Below are 22445 nucleotides of genomic sequence, written 5' to 3'. Positions count from 1 at the left end.
ATATACGCACTTGTCGAAGGTTGTCCATGGATAGCACAGACCGTCTTTTTGCTATACACTGGGAAAGAAACAACGATGCTTGATTATATCTCTCATGATGGACAACCTTATAAAGTGTGGTGAATCTCCCTTGTTTAAAATTATGTTAATCGAAGACGATGCAACCCTGTTCCATGAAGTGCAGGAGCGTCTCTTGCAATGGTCATATGACGTTTACGGCGTCAAGGATTTCAGCGCTGTACTCCAGGAATTCACGGCGATTCAGCCCGACCTGGTCATTATCGACATCCAGCTGCCGAAGTTTGACGGCTTCCACTGGTGCCGCATGATTCGTTCGCATTCGAATGTGCCGATTATATTCCTGTCTTCTCGTGACCATCCCACCGATATGGTGATGTCGATGCAGCTGGGAGCGGACGATTTCATTCAGAAGCCGTTTCACTTCGATGTGCTGATTGCCAAAATCCAGGCCACCCTGCGCCGCGTATACAATTACAACACGGAACGGACCGAGCTGCGAACATGGCGAGGAGCCACCGTCGAGTTTGGCAAAAATACCATTAGCAGCTCTAATGGCATCGCCGAACTGACCAAGAATGAGATGTTCATTCTGAAAATCCTCATGGAACGGAAGAATCAAATTGTCAGCCGGGAAGAGCTGATCAAGAATTTATGGGATAACGAGCATTTTGTCAGCGATAATACCCTAACGGTCAACGTCAATCGACTGCGCAAGAAGCTTGAGCCCCTGGGTCTTGATCCTTACATCGAAACTAAGGTGGGACAGGGATATATAGCCACGGAAGAGGCTCATACATGATTCTGGCCTATCTTCGGGAACGGCTGAGCTGGATTCTGTTCTTCCTGTTTCTGCAGCTGCTGTTTCTGTTCATCGCCGCCGTGGATTCCCAGATTCCGTTCCTGCCCATCCTCTATATCGTATTTTTATCGACCATGTTCTTTTTCGTGTTTCTGGTCTTGAGATACAATCGGGAAACGAAATTTTACAAAAGCCTCCAGGCATGGGACGATACCTATGACTTATCCGCCATCTGCGAGCCGGAACACCCATTTGAAACCATATCCATGGATATCCTCACTCTGCAGACCGAGCGCTTCAAGAGGGAATCGTCCACCCGCCTGATGGAGATCGAAGGCGAGAAGGATGATCTGCTATCCTGGATTCATGAAGTAAAAACGCCGCTCACCACCATGCAGCTCATGATTGAACGCGTAGAAGATGAGACGCTAAAAGCACAGCTCCAATATGAATGGCTCCGCATTCACCTGCTGCTGGATCAGCAGCTGCACCAGAAGCGCATCCCTTTTATCCGGAATGATCTGCTGATTGAAGTATCCGCGCTTGAGCCGATCATCTTCCAGGAGATACGTGCGCTTAAATCATGGTGTATGCAAAAAGGCATCGGATTTGACGTTTCGCTCGAGGCAGCCGAAGTGCTCAGCGATGCAAAATGGCTGGGTTTTATCATCCGCCAGCTGTTGACCAATGCGGTCAAATACAGCAAATCTTCAGACATCGTCATCGAGAGCGAGCTTGTGGATGATCACGTCAGACTTACTATCCAGGACTCCGGACGTGGCATAGACCCGAAGGACATGTCCCGAATTTTTGACAAAGGCTTCACATCGACCACCTCGCATCAGGATAGTGCCGCAACCGGCATGGGATTGTATTTGACGCAAAGGGTAGCCGATGCCCTATTGATCCGCATTCAGGTGGATTCGAAGCTTGGCATCGGTACTAGCTTCACCTTAATCTTTCCAAAACGGAATGATTTCGTGAGTATAACCGGCATGTGACAACAATGTCACATGCTATTGCGCTTTGTTCGGTGAATCGAAGGAAAAGAAGCTATGACTCCTTTATGATAAGGACAGATAACGAAGGAGTGATTGAAATTGGCAATTCTTGAAGCAAACCAAATTCATAAAAGCTACGGCAATAAATTCAATAAACAGGAAGTGCTCAAGGGCATCGATATCAGCGTGGACAAAGGCGAGTTCGTCAGCATCATGGGCGCCTCAGGCTCAGGGAAAACCACACTGCTAAACGTGCTCTCCTCGATTGATAAAGTGAGCCTTGGCAGCATCAAGATAGAGGGCAAGGAGTTTACAGGCCTCAAGGAGAAGGAGCTGGCTGAGTTCCGCAAGCACCATCTCGGGTTTATTTTTCAGGAGTATAATCTGCTTGATACATTAACCGTCAAAGAAAATGTACTGCTGCCCCTCTCTATAAAGAAGGTATCCAAAAAAGAAGCCGATCAAAAATTCCAAACCATTGCGACGGAGCTGGGTATCTACGAACTCAAGGATAAATATCCGAACCAAATCTCCGGGGGACAGAAGCAGCGAACCTCCGCAGCCCGTGCGTTCATCCATGATCCGAGCATTATTTTTGCCGATGAGCCGACAGGAGCGCTGGACTCGAAGTCCGCTTCCGATCTGCTGAACAAGCTGAGTGAATTGAATCAGAAGATCGAATCGACAATCATCATGGTGACCCATGATCCCGTGGCCGCCAGCTATTGCACCCGGGTTGTCTTCATTAAGGACGGACAGATCTATTCCCAGCTGAACAAGGGTGAGCAGTCGCGGCAAGCCTTCTTTAATGACATTATCAAAACCCAGGGCGTGCTAGGCGGTGTTCAGAATGAACATTAATTATCTGATCTACCGGAATTTGAAGAAGAATATCAAGAATTATTTTCTGTATGTATTTGCGCTTATCTTCAGCGTGGGCCTGTACTTCGCGTTTGTTACGCTGGAATATGACCCGGCGATGGATGAAGCGAAAGGCTCCATTAAAGGGGCGGCTGCACTTGGCGCCGCTTCCGTGCTGTTAGTAGCCATTGTGGCCATATTCCTGCTGTATGCCAATACGATTTTCATTAAACGGCGCAGCAAAGAGATTGGACTGTTTCAGCTCATCGGGTTGACCAAGGGCAAGATATTCCGAATTCTCAGCGCGGAGAATCTGATTCTGTATTTCGGTTCGATGGTCATCGGCATTTTTGCCGGATTTGCGGGTTCACGCTTGATCTTAATGATTCTGTTCAAGATCACCGGCGTTGATACCAAGGCAGCTCTAACCTTCTCCACTGAAGCGATGATTCAGACCGTGATTGTGTTTGCCGTCATCTACGTGCTGATCATGATCATGAATTATACATTTATCAAAAGACAGAGCATTCTGTCCCTCTTCCAAGCGGTATCAACCACCGAGAACCGGGTGAAGAAAATGTCCTTCTTGGAAATGCTGCTCGGTCTGGTTGGAATCGGGCTCATCGTTCTCGGTTATTATGTATCTACCAAGCTGTTCGGCGGGGCCTTCACCTCCATGAACGAACTGTTCATGGCCATGATCCTGATCTTGGGATCGGTTATCATCGGGACCTATCTGTTCTATAAAGGGTCGGTCAGCTTCCTATTCAATGTCATCCGCAAGAGCAAGGGCGGTTACCTGTCCCTGAACGAGGTGCTGTCTCTCTCCTCCATCATGTTCCGCATGAAATCGAACGCGCTGCTGCTGACCATCATTACAACCGTATCCGCACTTGCGATCGGACTATTGTCACTCAGCTATATCTCATATTATTCAGCGGAGAAATCGGCCGAGCAGAGTGTTCCTAACCATTTTGCAGTGGCAGACGAGAAGGATCTCACGACTTTTATTCAGGCACTATCCGATGAGAATATCGAGTTTAAGCAGACCAACCGCGATGTCATTCAGGTTACTGCGGATCTATCCGGCGTTATCGGGACCAGTCTGGATACATCTGGACAGTTAGGACCCACAGCCATCCCGGTAATCAGTGATGCCAGCGTGAAGGACAAGGATGTTTCCCCAGGAGAGATGCTGTTAACGGGATTCAGTGACGCAATCCAGCAATTTATGGCAATTCAAAGCACAGGGGAAATTGAACTCATAAGCCCGAATCAAAGCTTTAAGCAGAAGCTGATCGGCTTGGACAAAGAATCCTACGTATCCTATTATTTTGAAAGCGGTGGACTGCCAATGGCGATTGTCGACCAGACCGTATTCGATAAGCTGGCTTCGGACCTGGATCCAAAGATCCAGAAGAAAACCAATGTCTATCACGGCATTGATATTGTGGATCCGATCGCTATTAATCAAGCAAATCAGATCTTTAAGAGCCTCGGCATTAGCGAGAAAACCGGGAACCTCTCTCAGACGGAAATGGCTTTCAACCAGAAGAGCAATATGGGTTTGATGATGTTCATCGTGGGATTCCTGGGGCTTACCTTCCTGATTACTTCAGGATGCATCCTGTACTTTAAGCAGATGGATGAAGGGGAAGAAGAGAAGCCGAACTATACCATTCTTAGAAAACTGGGCTTTACGCAAGGAAACCTGCTGAGGGGGATTCAGATCAAGCAGCTGTTCAACTTCGGCATTCCCCTGGTCGTCGGATTATCGCATAGTTACTTTGCCGTCAAATCCGGCTGGTTCTTCTTCGGAACCGAGCTGTGGCTACCTATGGTTATGGTTATGCTGCTGTATACGGCACTGTATTCCATCTTCGGGCTGTTATCGGTGATGTTCTATAAACGGGTAATTAAAGAGTCGCTTTAAAGGAAAGGCACCGTCAGCAAGTATTGTAACGGCGAAACGTTAATACTTATAACTAGTGATTAAAAGGCGGTTTCGGTTAATGAAGTGACCCCTTAAAGTTAGACTCAAGCACCTGTTGGGCATGAGCTCGGTATTGTACCGGACTCATGCCCTTTAATTTTGACTTGATTCGTTGGTGATTTTAATAGTCGATATAATCGGAAGTCCTTGCTTGAAGTGATCGATACTTTCAAACTCTTTGATACTTGAGCTTTTTAGATTTAAGCATCAAACTTAATCTCTTTGAGCAATACGATAGTTAATACTAATATCACCACCATTAGGTGTTGGTACAGCTTTAAATTTATAATCGCCACTTAAGAAGCCAACTGGAGCACTAATGTGGCCACTTTTACCTGGTGCGATAGTTCTTTTCTGTCTACCATTAATTGTGATTTTTACACTTACATCCCCGGTATTTTTAATCCAAAAGTTTACTTTTGCCCCATTACTTTTTTTAAATGGGTATGTGGCCTGAAATTGAGTTCCTGTATGACTGCCACTATCAGCTGCATTATCTTTCGACGAGCTTTCAGTAGACTTCGCAAAAACCGGTAGCATACTAGTTCCAGCAATTAGACCAACCACCAGAACAAATGATACTATCCCTTTGAAAATGGACTTAAAATTCACGCTCAAGCACTCCTTATTTAATTTATCCTGGCAACATCTTTTCTTTTCATTTAGATTATTCCGAATGGATGTAAATACACGTTCAGTATATTAAACACCTTCAACAGGTATTTAGTTACAATCCATACTTCCTAGTTCTTTTCTTAAAATAGATGTCGGCTACCATTCCAGCGCCTACAGCTTTTCTGCAGTTTCCGTATATACACAATCTGGCCGATATGATAGGCGTTATGCATGGTGGCATTGCTCACAATCTCCCACCACTTGGCTGGCTCCGGAAATCCGTTCACTTCCTGCTCCAGCTTGCTCTCTGACAGGAGCTCCTGCCACTGCAATAAGGCTGTTATCAATCGATCTCTCAATTCAGCAAAGGTAGCTTGGTCCTGTATATGGAAGGTTTCAAGATTGTCTGGAGCAGACGGGACAGCATCCATCCGCAATTCACGAAATCGGGTCTGCCATGTTTCGTTCCAATAGATCAGATGCTGGACAATCTCAGCAATGCTATGGCTATTATTGGTGGGCGTCCAGAACGCTTCATCCTCCGTTAGATGCTCAACGGATTGCTGGAACGGGATATGCCAACTAGGATCGCTCGCATTCGCTAACAGTTGGTTCATCAGAACATCATTTGCATGCGCCATGGGTCAATCACTCCTTCATGCGGGCGGATAATAAGCAGCATCACAAATCACCATTAATTTTACTATAGGATGAGCCCCGTGATTTGTAGAAAATGGTTAAAATAATTCTTTCGGCTGTTCCCATCCGCTTCGATATTACCTTACATGGAACATGTTCAACACATACTGCCCTGTCGGCGAATCGTTCTTGAACCGCAGCTCGATCTGCTCCCCACTTCCCTTGCACAAGCCCACCGTTATCTCAAAATATCTTCCCCCGTGCATCGCATCAACCGGACTTGCATGATGCTCCTCCTCCGTGATCGTCGTTCGCTCGTTAATGGATAAAATTCGCTCACAGGCAAAAGAAGGATATGTCTCGTGAAATATTTCCTGTAGAGACGAACGGATAACCGGGTATAGATGCTGCAGCATAGCCTTCTCAAGCTGCTGCTCTCTAGTCTTGGCTTGTGGCTGTGCGTAGACTGTGCTTTCTACCTGAACGAATATGAGGAGACTACATATCAGCATCAGAACGAGGCTTAAGCGTGCCTTCACATCAATTCACCTTTTTCGTTTTTAATGCTTAGGGTGTCCTCTTGAATGCTTGTATAACCTTCCCTACATTTCCCTGCATACACCCTCGCATCCAGAACACACAAAAAAAGACCGCCCATAGGCAGTCTTTCCTCTGTTTAAATGGTTGATGAATGCATAACAGCATGTCCGTCGTTCCCGTCACGTTCCTTTTTCCCCACCAACACATGGTAGAGCACGATACCCGCAGCAAGCAGAACTGCCATTGCAATATACATACCTCGAAAACCGATGAGCGGGGTTAGGAGACCGAGAATAACGGGGCCCACACCGATGCCCAAATCCACGAATATATAGAAAGTCGACGTTGCAAGTCCAACACGGTGAGCCGGCGAACGCTTGATAGCAAGCGCCTGAGCGCTGGACTGTGTCGTACCGTAACCCAGACCGACGAATACTGCCGAGAGCAGTAGAGTGAGGCCGTTATGAGCTTGACTGAGCAGCACCATGCCAATCGCAAACGAGAGAATTGCCGGGTACATCACCACATTGGCCCCTCTCTGGTCAAACCAGCGGCCCGTGAAGGGTCTCGACAGAATGACAACAATGGCGTAGACGATAAAGAAATAACTGGCGACTTGAGCCAAACTAATCTGCCCGGCAAAGATCATGAGGTACGTCAAAATGCTGGAATATCCAAAGCCCATGACAAAGCTGACCAGTGAAATCGGCAGTGCTTTCGGTTCAATAAAGTTGGATAGCTTAAAACCTTGCAGATCCTTCTCCTGTTCGGCAGTCAGCGTAAGCTTCGGTATATTCATAAAAAATGCCGATACCAAAGAGAGAACACCCAGCACCGCGCATAATGTGAAGTTAGTCATCATCGAAATATGCTCGTTAATCATCAGGCCGATGAATGGGCCAATCGCTGAAGCGATAATGATACTCACGCCATAATAGCCCGTGCCTTCGCCCCTTCTGGAGTCCGGGATCAGACTGGCGGCAATCGTTCCTGTCGCTGTTGAAGCAAGTGCGAAGGCCATACCGTGGAAGAATCGGACGATAAGCAGAACGGTCAGGCTGTTAACGATGAAATACAATCCGATCAGAACGCTGAAGGCGATCAAACCAGTAAAGAGCAGCTTTTTACGTCCGACTCTCTCGATGATGCTGCCCCCGATCAACCGTCCAATCAATGCCCCCACAACAAAAATGCTGGAAGCGAGGCCAGCCATTCCCGTTGAAGCGTGAAACTGATCCTTCGCATACGACGACATAATCACTACTAATAGATAAAAACATAAAAAGAGCAGGAAATTGACGCCAAACACAATCAAAAAATCCTTGCTCCATAATCGATCTCGAGAGTCTGCTTGCTCCAAGTTAATCACCTTTTCTAATAATGTTGTCCCTCACCGTCTCCATCACGCGGATAACCGTAGCCTGATCCTCATTAGAAATGCCTGTCATAATCTCTTGCTCGTACTGGTCAAACACCTTGCGAACTTCCTGAACGACGCGAACTCCCTTCTTAGATAACTGAATGCGCTTCTCTCGTTTATCACGCACCGCAATTTGCTCGACATAGTCCAGCTTGATCAGCGCGTTCACGGTTCTGGTGACCGTGGGCTTCTCGACGTACAGCATTTTGGACAGCTCTACCAAGGTCATGGACTGGTAAACATCCAGATAATACATAATGGACCACTGGGCATAATACAGGTTATAGTCTTCAAGCATTCGGTTTAACTCATTGACGAAAGGGCGGTAAAGCGTAAAGTATTTATGGAAAAAATGTCTGTGGGCGTCCATTTGATACCTCCGTCCAAATTAGTTACCTTGGGTAACTATTTATTAATTATAAAGATTATCAATTGGATTGTCCAACCCAATTGATTTCCAATCTAGGACTAGCCGCTTTTCCGATCAGCATGATGACGCTTATTCTCCCTGTTTATGAAGCGATCTATTCGCTTCCTGCCTCAATTGCGGACAACACGGTTAGCAATAGGATGGCTAATCTAAATGAGCAAAAAAATAACCCCAACTGTCGAGAAATGACAGCCGGGGTTATATTTAAGTTAAACCTTAATTTTAGAAATAACTTCTTTTAAATGCTCTGCACTCGTTTTTGTACTGCTTACAGCCTGGAGCACCTGACCTGATTTTCCAAGAACCACGCCCGCCTTCTCCGAGATTCTGCCAGTCCCTTCTGCAGACTCATTGTTGGCAATCGAGATTTCATGAATCGTCTGAGACACGCCTTGAATCGAATGACTCAGCTCGGCAGCCGTGTTGCTAAATTCTCCGAGGAGCTTCTCATAGAACACCGCATCTTGATCGTATTTCCGTCCGATTTCCATCATGGCGTTATAATCCCGGGTCACCGTCGTGTTAATAAAATCAAGCATAGCTTCAGAGTTTTCCTTTAAGTTGTTGACCGAAGAAGTCACGACGGAAACGACATCCTGAATCTGATTAGCGGATTTACCAGACACTTCGGCCAGTTTGCGGATTTCGCCGGCAACCACAGCAAAACCTCTACCCGCCTCGCCAGCTCTGGCCGCCTCGATATTGGCGTTCAGTGCAAGCAGGTTCGTCTGCGTCGTAATTTCTAAAATGGTGCTAGCCAGCATCTGGATCTGTTCGACCGCTTGCGTCTGTGCAATCGCCTGGGTCAAATCAGCCTGCATCTGCTCGCCCATCTGCACTGCCCGCTGGGACGATTGAACTGCCGACTCGTGGACATTTACGGCCCGCTTACTGACTTCCCTTGATGTCTCTTCTCCTTCATGCGCCTTTCTGGATATATTGTCTATGGACTCGCGGAAATTGATAGACGCCTGATTCACTTCAAATGTAGATGCTGCGGTTTGTTCCATAGCTGCCGCCATCTGTTCCGTCGTCCCTGTTACATCTTGAATCTGATGATTGAGCTCATCCAAATGGTTGTTAACCACGTTAACCGATTCGTCAAGCTTGTCAGACTCGTTCTTGATCGTGAGAACCATACTGCTGATCGATTCTTGCATCGTATGCATGGATCTCAGCAGAACACCCGTCTCATCCTTGCTTCTCATGTACTTCTCAGGGATCGGATGAGAGAAGTTACCGCTTGCCATGACCTCCAAACGCTCCGAAGCAATTTTAATCGGTGTTGTAATCCGGAAGGACAATAGGATCAGAATAATAGCAAAAATCAGAATACTTCCAATAATGACAAACAGAAGACCCTGTCTCAGCTTGTTTACATCCTTCAGATACTCGTTAACCGGTTTATAGGAAACCACATAGATATCTTGGGTATCCGATTTGGCATAAGCTGCGACCAGCTTCTGATCGTCAAAGGTAAAATGGCCGATCCCCCGGCTATTTTTGATTACCTCTTCAAAAAAGGCAGGAATGTCTCCTTCGGCCTGGGTCATATCAAAATTCAGCACACTCTCACTATCTTCCGAAGCGATAACAACCCCTGCCTTATTGAGCATAAAGGTCTTGACTCCACCTTGCTCCGTCGTTTCGACGATATCGGACGACAGCTTCGTCAAATCTACCGCCGTTCCGACGATAGAAGGCTTGATATCCGAACTGCCGTCGGGAATTCGGGCAAGCAGTGCCATAATGGGACCGCTGGTTACAGGGGATTGTGATGGACCATAGAGAACCGGCCCCTTCTTGATCCCTTCCAGAAGCGCGGGATCCAGGTCGGCCAATCCGATATCAATTCCGGTCGATTGTCCGCCAATACCATCTGCTACAATAACGCCGTCAAAGGCTGCGTATATATTTTCATAAAGTCCCCCTGCATCTGTGACAAGTTTAGTAAGATACTCGGTTGATTCCTTCGTTCCATCCGTTTTCTTATCACCTGTTGTCTGAAGGTTTTCAAATGTATGGACGATGAATGGATTGCTTGCGATCATGGTAGAAGCCCGCGCCAAATCCGCAAAAGCCAGCTCCATCTGATTGATATTTTCCGATACGATGTTCTTCATCGACATCTCGGCTTCCTCCTCCAGGGAGGTGGTAGATTGGCTGATGGCATACCACAATGTCAAAAGCATTGGGATGACCATACAGGCGATTGAAATCAGCATAATTCTAGCAGTCAAACCGGTGAGGTTCATCCGCTTCCATCGAGCTGCTTTGTTGCTCTTTGTCTGCTTGTTATTCTTTTGCATGTGGTGTCAGCGCCTTCCTTATAGTCTTAACTTATGTCTTTATTTACTTATGTCTGTTACAGACTTCTTCTTATATCGACATAAATCGACTAAACCTTTAGATATGAAAAAAGGTTAGGTTGGCGCTAATAGGCACATCAACAAGAATACAATCCAGTACTTGATTGCTTCGTAATTCTATCCTAAATCGCTTCGATTCAATTAATACTCCACAGGCTCTCCAGCCGCTTCCCACCGGTCAATCTCGGAGCGTACACGGGGCGCGACCTCGGTGCCGAGCAGCTCGATTGCCCGCATGACTTCATCATGAGGCATCGTGCCCACCGGCACATGGAGCATAAAGCGAGTAATGCCTACATGCTTGCGCAGATGAATGATTTTCTGGGCAACCGTCTCTGGATCACCAACATAGAGCGCACCCTCGAAGCTTCGAGCCGCATCGAAAGTGGATCGGTCATAGTACCCCCAGCCCCGCTCGCGTCCCAGCACATTCATGCTGGCCTGCGTCGATGGGAAGAATTTGTCCGCAGCGGTCTCCGTATCTTCCGCTATAAATCCGTGGGAGTGCGAGCCGATCGGCAGCTTCGATACATCATGTCCTGCATGCGCAGCTGCTTCTTTATACAGCTTGACCAAGGGTGCAAATTGGCGGGGACTGCCGCCTATGATTGCTAGTACCAGCGGCAAACCGAGGAGGCCAGCGCGCACGACTGACTCCGAATTGCCTCCACTGCCAATCCACACCGGCAGCGGATTCTGAACCGGACGTGGATAAACGCCAAGGTTATGGATCGCCGGACGATGCTTACCCTGCCACGTTACCTTTTCCGACTCGCGAATGCGAAGCAGCAGCTCCAGCTTCTCCTCGAACAACTCATCATAATGGTTCAGATCATAGCCAAACAGCGGGAACGATTCGATGAAGGAGCCCCTACCTGCCATAATCTCGGCGCGCCCGTTCGAGATGGCGTCTAGTGTGGCAAAATCCTGAAACACCCGCACCGGATCAGCGGAGGACAGCACTGTAACCGCACTGGTCAGCCGAATCCACTTCGTCTGCGATGCAGCTGCGGCAAGCACAACTGCAGGCGAGGATGCCGCATAATCCTTACGATGATGCTCACCTACCCCATATACATCCAGTCCGACCTGATCCGCCAGGACGATTTCCTCAACCACCTCACGCAGCCGCTGCGCATGGCTCATTACTTCGCCGGTCTTCACATCCGGCCAAGTCTCTACGAACGAGCTAACTCCAATCTCCATGATGAATTCCTCCTATTATGCTTTGCCCGCAAGGCAGAACCGCAGGCAAAATTTTATTGTTGCTTCATGCTTTAGCGCAGTTAACATCGTTATCTAACATTCAATTATCTTTATATTGAACTTTTAACTCGTATTTTTCAAGTTAGGTATGAACTGAGGATCTTGACCAAGCGGGGCGATGAACATAAGGAATTCAAAAATGGCCAGAACCCATGTGGGTTCCGGCCATTCATGATATCGTGGTCAGACCACGTCTATTGCCATTCTCTTCTTCGTGTTCCCTACTTAAAGAACACCTTGTCTACATTGTATTTGGCCTTCAATTCATTAATGATGTAAGTTTCATAGATCTCTCTATGTACGGCGTCATCAACGACACAGACCTCGATTCTCGCAACTTCATTCCGGTGATCCTTGATCGGGGAGACGCTATCTTCAAAATGCTTCTTGATTCGCGGTCTAATCTTTCTTGCCTTTCCTACAAACAGGAGCTCTCCCTTGCTGTTGTAAAACATAAAAATTCCGCCCCGATCTCTCGGAATTAGGTGAAAATCCGTAAACCCATAAATATGACTCATTTCCGGAGCTTCCTGCTTGGTAATGGTAACGTCCGGCTGAGGGATGGTTATATTGATCACGACTAAACGTTCACTTCCTTAATTCATAGATTGTCTAAATCGTAACACTATTTTGCTGATTTGCCCATGCGGGAATTTATAAAAGCACCCCGCTATAGGCATCTGCATAGAATGGAAACCAGGTATAACTAATAACGATGGGGGTCAATTTCAAATGAGCATCCAACATTCCGGACACCAGGAACAAACCTTATATCAAGCCGAACCCAACATGATGCACAACGTCAAAGCGGTTCGCGATCGTATTCATCATCTATGCAAGCAGCATGCGAATCAGCTGGTTCGCGTGGAAACACTCGACGGTGATGTTTTTGAAGGAACCATCATGCATTGCGAGAAAGGGATTCTGTACTTGAGTATGCCCGGATACGGAAACCAGCGTGGCTTCGGTCCGAGTTACTATAACAATGTCATCCTGCCACTTGTCCTCTTCGAACTGCTTGTCATCACCCTGCTCTACGTCTAGAACCCCAGGTCAACATGAATTCTTTGAATTGCAGACTCATAAGCCATTCCCAACTATATAACCAGCTTAAGGAGTGAACTCATTATGGCATTTATGCCGCCGCAAGGACCTCAGGGACCACAGCAAGCACCTACATCCCCGCCCCCAGCCTCGATTCCGCAGCAGCCTGTGGCCAGCACCTTCGCAGTTGATCCTGGAGCGATCACAGGCTGCTTGTTCAGAAATACCTATATTTGGCCGACATTTGGACCCGGCTTCTGGTTCTTTCCGACGTTTGTCGGCCGCACCTCGGTTGCCGGCTTTCGGTGGACGGGTAGCAGATGGGTCTATTCGGGGTTCGATTTAAGAAGGATCGAGTCGTTCACCTGCTTCTAAGACCTCAATATTCTGCGAGTTGGATCAGCAGGCTTGATAGATGGCTGGCTGCGTAGACCCACTCCGAGGGCGCCCTTGCGGCGCTCTCAAGTTTTTGGGTTGTGGACAAGCTTCCCCCTATTATCCTTACCAAAAGATCCTTGCCAGTCTCTCTTCTTCCAAAAAATAATTCACTTGATTATCATCAAAGAACATTAAATAATAGGATACAGTGTCCCTTATATAAAACCCATAATGTAGATTGGGTTAATACACATTTTAGTTTATACAACAGAAAGGTTGACTCAAACAAAATGGATTCATTACAGCATTCCGCTGGGAATAAAGAAGGTAAGGAGCCTTTTCCCATCTCCATACTATCTCTCACCGTCGGCGCTTTTGCCATTGGCATGACGGAGTTTGTCATCATGGGTATCCTCCCCAACGTTGCGAATGATCTGCATGTCAGCATTGCATCAGCCGGGCAGCTGATTACGATGTATGCCCTGGGGGTAGCCGTAGGAGCTCCTATTCTGACCATCCTTACGCATCAAATCCCGCAGAAAAAGCTGCTCTTGTTCCTCATGGGCCTGTTTATTCTGGGCAACGGCATTTCCGTTTTCGCTCCCAATTATGCGGTTCTGATGGGCGCCCGGATGCTGACTGCACTGACACACGGCACATTCTTTGGTGTCGGTGCCGTCATTGCCTCGAATCTGGTGCGGCCGGATAAACGTGCCGGGGCAGTCTCGATCATGATGGCCGGGTTAACGATAGCCAATATTATCGGGGTTCCGATCGGTACCTTCATTGGCCAAACGATGGGCTGGCGCGCCTCATTCGCCGCCATTGCTATCATGGGGGTTGTGGCCTTGATCGGCATTCTGATCTTCATTCCGCAGATACGACAAGCACAAGCCTCAAGCATCGCTCAGCAGATTACAGCACTCATTAGACCAAGACTTCTTCTCTTCCTGCTGATCGGGGCGCTTGGCAATGCTGGCTTGTTCGCCGTCTTCACTTATATTGCTCCGCTGCTGATCGAGATCACCGGGTTTGCAGAGCCGAGCGTGACCTGGATTCTGATTCTGTTCGGTATTGGCGTAACCGCCGGTAATATCGTAGGGGGCAAGCTAGCTGATTGGAAGCTGCTGCCCTCCATCCTGGGCGTTTACTTCTCGACAGCTGTTATTCTTACCATTTTCACGATAACGATCCATAACCCGGTAACGGCTGTACTGACCATCGTGTTATGGGGAGCCGCTTCCTTCGCTGTTATGCCCGGCATGCAGGTCCGTGTAATGAACTTGGCCCAATCGGCGCCAGCCCTGGCCTCCACAGCAAGCCACTCTGCCGGCAATCTCGGCAATGCAACGGGCGCTTTCATCGGGGGCTTGGTGATCACGCATCTGAGCTTAACGTCTTTGCCTTGGGTGGGAGCCGGATTGGTCGGACTTGCCTTTTTACTGGGCGTCGCCTGCTATCTATATGAACGCAAGACGGCATCGGCTCATGCTCAATCTGCTTCAACCGCTCTCATCAATGATATCAATCAATAAAATAGCATTGCCATAATTAAAGACGATTCACTAAAAAGGCGTAACCGGACATCTTGCCCGGTTACGCCTTATTCGTTATACCTAAGTTGAATCATCTGTCGATTATAATCCTTTGATCTCCAACAGCTCATACTTAACAATGCCCATCGGTGCTTCCACATTGACTTTATCGCCTACAGCTTTGCCCATCAACGCTTTACCAAGCGGGCTTTCATAGGAAACTTTGTTGTTCAACACGTCCGCTTCTGCCGGGCCTACTACTTGATATTCCAGCTTTTCCCCAAATTCGATGTCGTTCAGAACGACATTCGAACCAACATGCACCGTGTTAGAGCTCACATGCGCGGCATCGACAATGCGAGCGTTGTTGAGTGTTTTCTCCAGGATGATGATGCGCGTTTCCATAAACGCCTGGTCATTCTTGGCCGAGTGATATTCGCTGTTCTCTTTCAGGTCGCCATAGCTGATCGCGAGCTTGATCCGCTCTGCCAGCTCTTTGCGTTTAACATACTTGAGATCATCCAGTTCTTCCTGGAGCTTATCATAGCCCTCTTGAGTCAAGATCACTTCTTCTGCCATGCTCATCACATCCACTTTTTTAGTTTCTTACTTCTAGTGTACTCCTAATTTTTAAAATTAGCGAAAACTTTCTGAAAATTGATGGATGGGATTTCTAGTATTTTTTCCCAATCCCTTTTTTGAACAAATCAGAATCGTTGTAACCGAAGCCGGAAGACGCCGAGAGGAAGCTCTATATCGCAGCTCCTGCAACGAGCCTTAAGGAAGCGAGTAACATCCCGAAATATGCAGAGTCTGTGGAGTAAATAGACCAATTAGCAAAAGCCCCTGACTTCTCTGTGAAGAGAAACAGGGGCTTTTTAGGTAAAGGGACACGCCATATCCTGACGTCAAATGCATTATGGCTTCCCCCGGCGGTAACAAAGCAATGTTACGAACGGGAGTCGATATCAGCCTTCAAAGCTTCATATTGCTCCATCAGCTCACCCATGATCGGATGTTCGCCCGCAATGCCGGTATATTTGGAGGCAGTATCGCTGGCGCCGATATTCCGAACGGATGCTTGCAGCTCCACGCTTTCCGGATCCTCCGGAACATCAAACAGCAGTGCTGCTGCCATCGTTTTCGCCAAGCTCTTATAGGGAAGCCCGCTCTCGAACGCCAGCATAGCTGGTGATACCAAGCGGTCGCCTGGAGACAGCTTCCGGATCGGAGAGCGGCCTACGCGCGATACCTCATCGGTCAGGGCCGGGTTGCGGAACCGTTCCAGGATGGTGTCAATGTAGACTTGGTGCTCCGCAGGATCGAAGCCATGCTTGTGTATGAGTGCAGCTCCCGTTTCTGCGAGTACCGCCCGTACATGACCTGCTACGGTTTCCTCCTTCATGGCGTCCTGAATCGTCTCAAATCCTTGCAGAAAGCCTATATAGGCTGCCGAGCAGTGCCCGGTATTTACGGTAAACAGCTTGCGTTCAATGTACGGCTCCAGGCGGTCCACATAGTGAATGCCTTCCACTGGCATATAGTTTTCAAACATCTGTGAACGGTCTACCGCCCATTCATAGAATGGCTCCACCACAACCTTCAGACGATCCTCATGCTGCTGCAGCGGTACAATCCGGTCAACGGCTGCGTCAGGGAAAGCCACCCGCTGATCAGCCTTCTGCTTCGTCTCGTCATCCAGCTTCCCATAAACGTGTTCTTTCAGCTGCGTGCTGCCGCCTATGGCATTCTCGCAGGCAATAATATGAAGTGGTGCAGAATCTGCTTGCAGGCGGAGCTTTAACCCTTCGGCAATGGTGCCAGCGATAAACTTCAGAATGTTCACGCCCACCGCGGTCGTTACGAGATCCGCTTCCGCTACCGCACGCGCCGCTGCTTCCGGTTCCGTAGCGCTATTAAGAGCCGTGATGCCTTTAACAACTGTGGTCTCCCGTCCTTCACTGGCTAAGGTTACAGGATACTCCCCTCGCGCTTTCAACTCCGAGACCAGCTCTTCATTCACATCAATAAAACAAACTTCATAGCCGGCCTGTGACAACAAGAGCCCTATAAAGCCGCGTCCGATGTTGCCTGCTCCGAAATGGACAGCTTTCATGCTCCCATTCCCCCTTCGAAGATGGCCAGAATCTCCTCTTCGCTCGAAGCGTTCATGACTTTCTCAATGCTCTCGTCATCCGTGAAGATCATCGCTACATTCGTCAGAATCTCCATATGATCGCCGCCGGCAGCCGCGATACCAATAACAATAAATGCCGGCTCATCTCCTCCGAAATCGACCCCTTCCGGGAAACGAACAATGGACAATCCCGTAGAGATAACCATGCCTTTAGCCTCTTTGGTGCCATGGGGAATCGCAAGTCCCCCGCCCATATAAGTGGAGGCAATCTCTTCGCGCTCCAGCATTTTATCCACATAATTCTCCGAGACATGCCCGGCTTTCACAAGCAGGCTTCCCGCCATGCGAATGGCTTCACTCTTGTTATCAGCCTTCGCGTTCAGAACCACTTTATCTTTAGACAGTATGTTACTCATGTTGTTCTCCCTCTTTCTATAGTCTGTGATTGAAAAAAATGATGCAGTTCTTGCGCCAAGTAAGATCGGATTTCTTCCTCACTGCCCCGTTCCATCAACTCCATCAGCTCGGAGTGAAGCAGCATTGCACTGATTTCGCTGAGCACTTCAAGACTCTCCTTCGAGAGTTGTTTCGGTGCCAGCATCAGCAGAATGACACCAGCCTCCGTCCCATCTTCTAGAGGCGTTGCATGCGTTAATCGGAACAGGGATAGAAATGGCTTAGTTATAAAGCTGCTGCGGGTATGGAATAAGGCCAGCGCCGTGTCAGGAATGAGCTGAGTACCCATCCGTTCGCGCTTCAACAATCGCTCCTTCACCTTCTCCGCATCACCGATAGCACCGACCTTATACACCTTGGCCAGGATTGTATCTAATGTGCCCTCCAAATCATCCTGCCGATTATTCAAGTGATACACATGGAAGCCACCCAACAGTGATACCATTTCGTTCATCAGAGCTGCCTGCATACGAAGCCGCTCGAATGATGCGGCTTTACGCTCGTCATCCACTCGCTTAACGGCAGCGTCTTTGACCGGCAGCCGAGACGAATCTTGGATAAATTGAAGCAGTGCCTCCTTATCATCCGCTGTCAGCAGCGGGCTTAGTCTCACATACCGATCCTTTGGCAATGGAAGATCAATGGTCGATATCATAAGATCATATTGCTCCTTCGGAATCCGCGACGCTTCATACCACGATACGTTGCCCAGCACCTCAATCTGAGGCATCTCCTTATTCAGCCGGGTACCAAGAAGCCTGGACGAGCTTAGCCCGCTGGAGCATACCAGAATAGCCTTCAAATGGTGTTCCAGCTGGTTCAGCCGTTCGCTCGATGCACCAAAATGCATGACTAGAAACCCAATCTCCTCATCCGGAACAGTTAAATCTAGCTTCAACTCGTCAACTGCATGACGGACAATTCCGAACAGCTTCTCATAATCCTTCCGAATCGGATTAAGCAGGGGATTTCGAATCCGGATCCCTTCCCGAATCCGCTTCATAGCTGCACCGAGATGCTCCACTAAGCCTGCCCGCAATGTGCGGTCATCCTGGAACGGAATACCCGTGCGCTTCTGAACCCGTTCGATAAGGCGATGGGCAATCTCCACCAATTCAACATCCGCATGAGCCAGTTCACTGACCTCAGAATTCTCTTTGGCCTCCTCAAACAAACGGGCTATATATTTCATTTCTGGTTCGTGAACATACAACTCCAGTGTCTCGCTAAGGCGACTAGTAAAATCTCTTGCTTCCTCCAGCGAGGCGGAGGAAGGAGCATATTCCGTTATATCTTCAACCTCCATGCTCCGCCCCTGCTTGATCCGGTTTACAGAAACCGATAATGCGATAAGCATCGAGGTATATGCACTCTCGCTGAGCCCCTCTGTCCAATCCCAATTCATATCCCATAAACTTTTCTCTACATCCAGCAGAGCCGGTTTATTCATCATGGAGAGCAGACGGGCTGTCACTGGGCCGCTTCGATCGCTAGATGTATCGCCGATAAGATCGGAATAATCCAGATGTTCCTCTGCAAGCCTGCTAATCGCCCTTCGTCTTACGTCTTCCGAACCTTCTATCTCGATCCCATAGCCTCTACGGCGTATCAGGTCAAGGTTAAACCGCTTCACCGATGGCTCCAGCTCATCCAGATCATTGCTGATGGTCGGCACAGTTACCTTTAGACTATGGGCCAAGGCAAACAGTTTGATGGGCTCATCAGCCTCAAGCAGATCACACAGCATAAGAATTTTGCGCTCTTCCACAGAGTAATCGGCCGGCTTACCTGCAAGCAGGCGACTCCGTAGTTGAACCATGCCTTCAGGCGTCTTCTCTTCCAGCCGGATGCCCGTCCCCGACTTTTTATGAAGCATAACGCCCGTACCTCTCAGGTCCTTCTCAATCTCCTCCATTTCCCGGTGAACCGTTCTGACGCTGACCCCGACCTCAGCGGCTATTTCTGCAGCCGTCATGCCCTCGGTCCTGCTCATTAGGAGCAGAAGGATTTGTCGCTGGCGGGCAGTGATATGTTTCAGACGCTTAGGCTCCCTTCTTCATGGAATGAAAGACAACGCCGGCGTCATTACGCCAGCGTGTCATATGGGTCTATGTTAATCTTTGAGTCGTTCCACCAACTCGTCATATTTCGGACTCTTCAGGAAGTTATCGATAGAGATATGCTCGGCGTTTGGATTCTTCGCAATGGCCCGCTCGGTGAGCGTTTTTTGCGTAATGACGATATCCGCATCATCCGGCAATTCACTTACTGCCGAGTTCACAACGGTAATGTTGACACCCGCTTGCTGCAATTTCTTTCTTAATACCGAAGCGCCCATTGCGCTGGAGCCCATACCGGCATCGCAAGCGAACACAATTTTATGCACATTCTCTTTAGCCAGATTGGCTACAGCCGCAGAAGCAGGAGCGACTTGGTCGTTCATGCCGCCAGTTTTCATTTCCTTCATTTTGGCGGATGCTTCTTCAAGATTCGGCTCTTCTTCCGTTTGTTTGCCCGTTTTCAGCAGCAATGCCGCCACGACAAAGGATACAACGGTTCCTACAAGGACACCTGCCAAGACTGGAATCAGGCCGCCCTTAGGCGCCATGGCGATAAATGCGACGATACTGCCCGGTGACGCAGGGCCTACCAAACCTGCCCCAAAAATCTGGAAGGTGAATGTTCCGGCAACGCCACCCGCGATGGCAGCCAGAATCAAAACTGGTTTCATCAAAATATATGGGAAATAGATCTCATGAATACCACCCAGGAAATGAATCACTACCGCACCTGGTGCAGAGGATTTGGCGGAACCGCGTCCGAAGAACCAATAGGCAAGAAGAATCCCAAGACCTGGACCTGGATTCGATTCCAGCATATACAGGACAGATTGACCGATCCGTGCCGATTCCTCTGTCGCGATCGGACTGAATATCCCGTGATTGATCGCATTGTTAAGGAACAGCACCTTCGCAGGCTCAATGATAATGTTGACCAGTGGCAGCAAGTTGGCGTTAACCAGTACATCAACACCGGATGACAGCGCTCTTGTAATACCCTGTACAAACGGCCCGATTCCGGTATATGCCCCCAAAGTCAGCGCACCGCCAATGATGCCGAGGGAGAAGTTGTTCACCAGCATCTCGAAGCCGGATTTGATTTTGCCGTCAATGAGCTTGTCGAACTGCTTTAATACCCATGCAGCCAGCGGGCCCACAATCATGGCGCCAAGGAACATTGGAATCTCTGCACCGACGATCACACCGACCGTAGCAACCGCACCGATAACGGCACCGCGTTTGCCGTGGATCATCTGACCGCCCGTATAACCGATCAAGAGCGGGAGCAGGTATTTGATCATCGGGTCTACCAGCGCTCCCAGATGCTCGTTTGGGAACCAGCCGGTGGGGATGAACAGAGCCGTAATAAGCCCCCACGCGATAAACGCACCGATATTCGGCATCACCATACCGCTGAGGAGACGGCCAAGCTGCTGGACCCTTACGCGAATGCCTTTTGAAGCATTTGGATTTGTCTCGTTGGACATCGTATGGACCTCCTAATTTATAAATAAATCGCACTGTTGTTGTGTCGCTTTCATCTGACATCTTTATGTTAAGTCAGCCCACCAGAAGGCTCAACGAAAGGAAAAGCCGGTTTCGTCAAGAATATTGTTGACAACTTTTAAATGGATCATGTCAGCTTTTTGAAAATCCTGAGCCACTGCGGTTTCTTTCGTAGAGCAAGCCTTGTCCTGATCCTCTAAATTCAAAAATATTAATTTTGATATGATGAATTTTCAAACCACATGCAGCCCCGTCTTGCATCCAAAACATTCCTCCGGCAACCGAACCTATAACAGATAAATCGTGAACCGACTGCTTATCTTTATTTCCTCCAGTCGTTACGAATCTATAAGTTGAACTAGTACAAACCTAGTATGGGCAACCATGACAAAAAAAACGTCGAGCAGTTCTCGACGTTTCTTGTATTCTATGTTTGCTTTTCCCATATATAAATATAAGACAAGCCCTCCCTGTAGTAAGGAAGAGCTTGTCTTTGATGTTCATATCTCTTCTTTTCTTTATCATGCTTGTGCGTCCGCTTGCTTCTGCAAAATATATCCTTTGCCCCGAATACTCTCAATATTCAGTATATCTCTTGTTTTCTTGCGCACCCGGTAGATTAAGGCGTTCAGCTCCTCCGAGCTTACATCAGGCACAGCATCCGCCTCAAAGCAACGCTCGGGCCATACGTATATCTTGAGCTCTTCCTTGGACACAAATTGGCCCTGGTGATTAACCAGCACCTCCAGGCATTTGTACTCTTTGTCCGAAAAAGCGTACACTTTCCCTCCATAGGAAAGCTCCTGCTTAAAAGGATTCAGCCTTAAACCACCCGCGGCCTCGATCGCTGCCAGCTGCCTGATGATGGGAGTCATGTCCATCGTCTCATCCATACTGAGAATCGAGAAGGACAACACGATCAAGTCGCCAGCGAGCACAATGGTATCTCCATGCTGAAGGGGTATTTCATCATGTGGTTCCAATCGCTGAAGATTGACGAATGTCCCATGCTTGCTGTTCAGATCCTTAATGCTGAATTGGCCGTTTCTATATAGCAGCGCTGCATGCCTGCGCGAAACAAATATATTATCAAACGCGATATCGGGGTCAAAGTGCTGACCCTTGCGACCAAGCACCGTTATGGGTTTGGTCAAAGGTATGACATCTCCGCGTTCATAGGGATTCCCCCGCTCCACCATCAAAAAGGAGGACTTATCCATCAAACTCCCTCCCATTTCTATATTGCTTATTAAAATTTATTAGCTCGCTATTATGCAATTGTTATGGATCAGCCATTGAGTATGTGCCAGAAATCACTAAAATTTAAGTATAGAATGGACCGATTAAAGTTTTAGATAGAGATATAGAGAAAAAT

Annotated in this window: 22 protein-coding genes and 1 pseudogene; 7 read left to right on the top strand and 16 right to left on the bottom strand. The window is 48.2% G+C overall.

From position 1 onward, the window contains the following. Positions 1–130 precede the first annotated feature (130 nt). The 4 genes from ABEQ74_RS09545 (at position 131) to ABEQ74_RS09530 (ending at position 4615) form a co-directional block, all read left to right on the top strand. The gene (locus ABEQ74_RS09545; protein ID WP_430121808.1) at positions 131–820 is read left to right on the top strand and encodes a winged helix-turn-helix domain-containing protein; all 690 of its coding nucleotides are present in this window, start codon (positions 131–133) and stop codon (positions 818–820) included. Next, positions 817–1821, top strand: coding sequence for a sensor histidine kinase (locus ABEQ74_RS09540; RefSeq protein ID WP_430121806.1), 1005 nt, complete (start codon positions 817–819; stop codon positions 1819–1821). Before ABEQ74_RS09545 ends, ABEQ74_RS09540 begins: the two co-directional genes overlap by 4 nt. A 99-nt stretch (positions 1822–1920) precedes the next feature. Further along, positions 1921–2682: an ABC transporter ATP-binding protein gene (locus tag ABEQ74_RS09535; RefSeq protein ID WP_430121804.1), complete on the top strand. Its 762-nt coding sequence runs from the start codon at positions 1921–1923 to the stop codon at positions 2680–2682. Next, the gene (locus ABEQ74_RS09530) at positions 2672–4615 is read left to right on the top strand and encodes an FtsX-like permease family protein (RefSeq protein ID WP_430121802.1); all 1944 of its coding nucleotides are present in this window, start codon (positions 2672–2674) and stop codon (positions 4613–4615) included. The genes ABEQ74_RS09535 and ABEQ74_RS09530 overlap by 11 nt, the downstream gene beginning before the upstream one ends. A gap of 76 nt (positions 4616–4691) precedes the next feature. Here ABEQ74_RS09530 and ABEQ74_RS09525 read toward each other — a convergent pair. The 9 genes and pseudogenes from ABEQ74_RS09525 to ABEQ74_RS09485 form a co-directional block, all read right to left on the bottom strand. Then, positions 4692–4855: pseudogene (locus ABEQ74_RS09525) on the bottom strand (IS3 family transposase); the annotation flags it as partial. 33 nt (positions 4856–4888) lie between these two features. Continuing rightward, positions 4889–5287, bottom strand: a complete 399-nt coding sequence (locus tag ABEQ74_RS09520; RefSeq protein WP_430121800.1) for a hypothetical protein — start codon at positions 5285–5287, stop codon at positions 4889–4891. A gap of 143 nt (positions 5288–5430) precedes the next feature. After that, positions 5431–5931: a DinB family protein gene (locus ABEQ74_RS09515; protein WP_430121798.1), complete on the bottom strand. Its 501-nt coding sequence runs from the start codon at positions 5929–5931 to the stop codon at positions 5431–5433. 135 nt (positions 5932–6066) lie between these two features. After that, the gene (locus tag ABEQ74_RS09510) at positions 6067–6468 is read right to left on the bottom strand and encodes a hypothetical protein (protein WP_430121796.1); all 402 of its coding nucleotides are present in this window, start codon (positions 6466–6468) and stop codon (positions 6067–6069) included. A gap of 137 nt (positions 6469–6605) precedes the next feature. Continuing rightward, positions 6606–7838 carry an MFS transporter gene (locus ABEQ74_RS09505; protein ID WP_430121794.1) on the bottom strand — a complete coding sequence of 411 codons (1233 nt, stop codon included), beginning with the start codon at positions 7836–7838 and terminating at the stop codon, positions 6606–6608. Then, a complete protein-coding gene (locus ABEQ74_RS09500; protein ID WP_430121792.1) occupies positions 7831–8259 on the bottom strand; it encodes a MarR family winged helix-turn-helix transcriptional regulator in 429 nt (142 codons plus the stop codon). The genes ABEQ74_RS09505 and ABEQ74_RS09500 overlap by 8 nt, the downstream gene beginning before the upstream one ends. 269 nt (positions 8260–8528) lie before the next feature. Continuing rightward, positions 8529–10628: a methyl-accepting chemotaxis protein gene (locus ABEQ74_RS09495; RefSeq protein WP_430121790.1), complete on the bottom strand. Its 2100-nt coding sequence runs from the start codon at positions 10626–10628 to the stop codon at positions 8529–8531. A 201-nt stretch (positions 10629–10829) separates the two neighbouring features. Next, positions 10830–11894 carry an LLM class flavin-dependent oxidoreductase gene (locus tag ABEQ74_RS09490; protein WP_430121788.1) on the bottom strand — a complete coding sequence of 355 codons (1065 nt, stop codon included), beginning with the start codon at positions 11892–11894 and terminating at the stop codon, positions 10830–10832. Positions 11895–12175: 281 nt separating this feature from the next. Beyond that, complete coding sequence (locus tag ABEQ74_RS09485; RefSeq protein WP_430121786.1) at positions 12176–12532, bottom strand: nucleotide excision repair endonuclease; 357 nt, start codon at positions 12530–12532, stop codon at positions 12176–12178. Positions 12533–12686: 154 nt separating this feature from the next. Here ABEQ74_RS09485 and ABEQ74_RS09480 point away from each other — a divergent pair, with 154 nt between their 5' ends. From ABEQ74_RS09480 to ABEQ74_RS09470, 3 genes are all read left to right on the top strand, one after another. After that, on the top strand, positions 12687–12998 hold the full coding sequence (locus ABEQ74_RS09480) for a hypothetical protein (RefSeq protein ID WP_430121784.1): 312 nt from the start codon (positions 12687–12689) through the stop codon (positions 12996–12998). 84 nt (positions 12999–13082) lie between these two features. After that, positions 13083–13373 (top strand): transporter, encoded by a 291-nt coding sequence (locus ABEQ74_RS09475; RefSeq protein WP_430121782.1) that lies wholly within the window; start codon positions 13083–13085, stop codon positions 13371–13373. Positions 13374–13666: 293 nt separating this feature from the next. Continuing rightward, entirely contained in the window at positions 13667–14911 is a 1245-nt protein-coding gene (locus tag ABEQ74_RS09470; protein WP_430121780.1) for an MFS transporter, read from the top strand. Between the two features lie 102 nt (positions 14912–15013). On the opposite strand, the gene greA is transcribed toward ABEQ74_RS09470, so the two are convergent. The 7 genes from greA to ABEQ74_RS09435 all read right to left on the bottom strand — a co-directional run bounded on the left by greA (position 15014) and on the right by ABEQ74_RS09435 (position 22290). Continuing rightward, positions 15014–15490 (bottom strand): transcription elongation factor GreA, encoded by a 477-nt coding sequence (gene greA, locus ABEQ74_RS09465; protein ID WP_430121778.1) that lies wholly within the window; start codon positions 15488–15490, stop codon positions 15014–15016. 370 nt (positions 15491–15860) lie between these two features. Then, positions 15861–17027: a mannitol-1-phosphate 5-dehydrogenase gene (locus ABEQ74_RS09460; RefSeq protein WP_430121776.1), complete on the bottom strand. Its 1167-nt coding sequence runs from the start codon at positions 17025–17027 to the stop codon at positions 15861–15863. Then, positions 17024–17464 carry a PTS sugar transporter subunit IIA gene (locus tag ABEQ74_RS09455; protein ID WP_430121774.1) on the bottom strand — a complete coding sequence of 147 codons (441 nt, stop codon included), beginning with the start codon at positions 17462–17464 and terminating at the stop codon, positions 17024–17026. Before ABEQ74_RS09455 ends, ABEQ74_RS09460 begins: the two co-directional genes overlap by 4 nt. Then, positions 17461–19497, bottom strand: coding sequence for a BglG family transcription antiterminator (locus tag ABEQ74_RS09450; RefSeq protein WP_430121772.1), 2037 nt, complete (start codon positions 19495–19497; stop codon positions 17461–17463). The genes ABEQ74_RS09455 and ABEQ74_RS09450 overlap by 4 nt, the downstream gene beginning before the upstream one ends. A gap of 120 nt (positions 19498–19617) precedes the next feature. Further along, positions 19618–21051, bottom strand: a complete 1434-nt coding sequence (locus tag ABEQ74_RS09445) for a PTS mannitol transporter subunit IICB (RefSeq protein WP_430121770.1) — start codon at positions 21049–21051, stop codon at positions 19618–19620. Positions 21052–21202: 151 nt separating this feature from the next. Next, a complete protein-coding gene (locus tag ABEQ74_RS09440) occupies positions 21203–21331 on the bottom strand; it encodes a hypothetical protein (RefSeq protein WP_430121768.1) in 129 nt (42 codons plus the stop codon). 260 nt (positions 21332–21591) lie between these two features. After that, positions 21592–22290: an FHA domain-containing protein gene (locus ABEQ74_RS09435; protein WP_430121766.1), complete on the bottom strand. Its 699-nt coding sequence runs from the start codon at positions 22288–22290 to the stop codon at positions 21592–21594. Positions 22291–22445: the final 155 nt, after the last annotated feature.

It is taken from the genome of Paenibacillus solani (assembly GCF_050475945.1).
Classification (GTDB): domain Bacteria; phylum Bacillota; class Bacilli; order Paenibacillales; family Paenibacillaceae; genus Paenibacillus_AQ; species Paenibacillus_AQ solani_A.
This window is presented reverse-complemented; position numbering and strand designations above follow the sequence as displayed.

Bases quoted from the DNA above. Each gene is read 5' to 3' on its own strand.
- ABEQ74_RS09475 (WP_430121782.1), top strand. From the start codon at position 13,083: ATGGCATTTATGCCGCCGCAAGGACCTCAGGGACCACAGCAAGCACCT.
- ABEQ74_RS09470 (WP_430121780.1), top strand. From the start codon at position 13,667: ATGGATTCATTACAGCATTCCGCTGGGAATAAAGAAGGTAAGGAGCCT.
- ABEQ74_RS09490 (WP_430121788.1), bottom strand. From the start codon at position 11,894: ATGGAGATTGGAGTTAGCTCGTTCGTAGAGACTTGGCCGGATGTGAAG.
- ABEQ74_RS09515 (WP_430121798.1), bottom strand. From the start codon at position 5,931: ATGGCGCATGCAAATGATGTTCTGATGAACCAACTGTTAGCGAATGCG.
- ABEQ74_RS09445 (WP_430121770.1), bottom strand. From the start codon at position 21,051: ATGTCCAACGAGACAAATCCAAATGCTTCAAAAGGCATTCGCGTAAGG.
- ABEQ74_RS09530 (WP_430121802.1), top strand. From the start codon at position 2,672: ATGAACATTAATTATCTGATCTACCGGAATTTGAAGAAGAATATCAAG.
- ABEQ74_RS09480 (WP_430121784.1), top strand. From the start codon at position 12,687: ATGAGCATCCAACATTCCGGACACCAGGAACAAACCTTATATCAAGCC.
- ABEQ74_RS09450 (WP_430121772.1), bottom strand. From the start codon at position 19,497: ATGAGCAGGACCGAGGGCATGACGGCTGCAGAAATAGCCGCTGAGGTC.
- ABEQ74_RS09440 (WP_430121768.1), bottom strand. From the start codon at position 21,331: ATGCAAGACGGGGCTGCATGTGGTTTGAAAATTCATCATATCAAAATT.
- ABEQ74_RS09540 (WP_430121806.1), top strand. From the start codon at position 817: ATGATTCTGGCCTATCTTCGGGAACGGCTGAGCTGGATTCTGTTCTTC.
- ABEQ74_RS09495 (WP_430121790.1), bottom strand. From the start codon at position 10,628: ATGCAAAAGAATAACAAGCAGACAAAGAGCAACAAAGCAGCTCGATGG.
- ABEQ74_RS09455 (WP_430121774.1), bottom strand. From the start codon at position 17,464: ATGAGTAACATACTGTCTAAAGATAAAGTGGTTCTGAACGCGAAGGCT.
- ABEQ74_RS09500 (WP_430121792.1), bottom strand. From the start codon at position 8,259: ATGGACGCCCACAGACATTTTTTCCATAAATACTTTACGCTTTACCGC.
- ABEQ74_RS09460 (WP_430121776.1), bottom strand. From the start codon at position 17,027: ATGAAAGCTGTCCATTTCGGAGCAGGCAACATCGGACGCGGCTTTATA.
- ABEQ74_RS09435 (WP_430121766.1), bottom strand. From the start codon at position 22,290: ATGGATAAGTCCTCCTTTTTGATGGTGGAGCGGGGGAATCCCTATGAA.
- greA (WP_430121778.1), bottom strand. From the start codon at position 15,490: ATGGCAGAAGAAGTGATCTTGACTCAAGAGGGCTATGATAAGCTCCAG.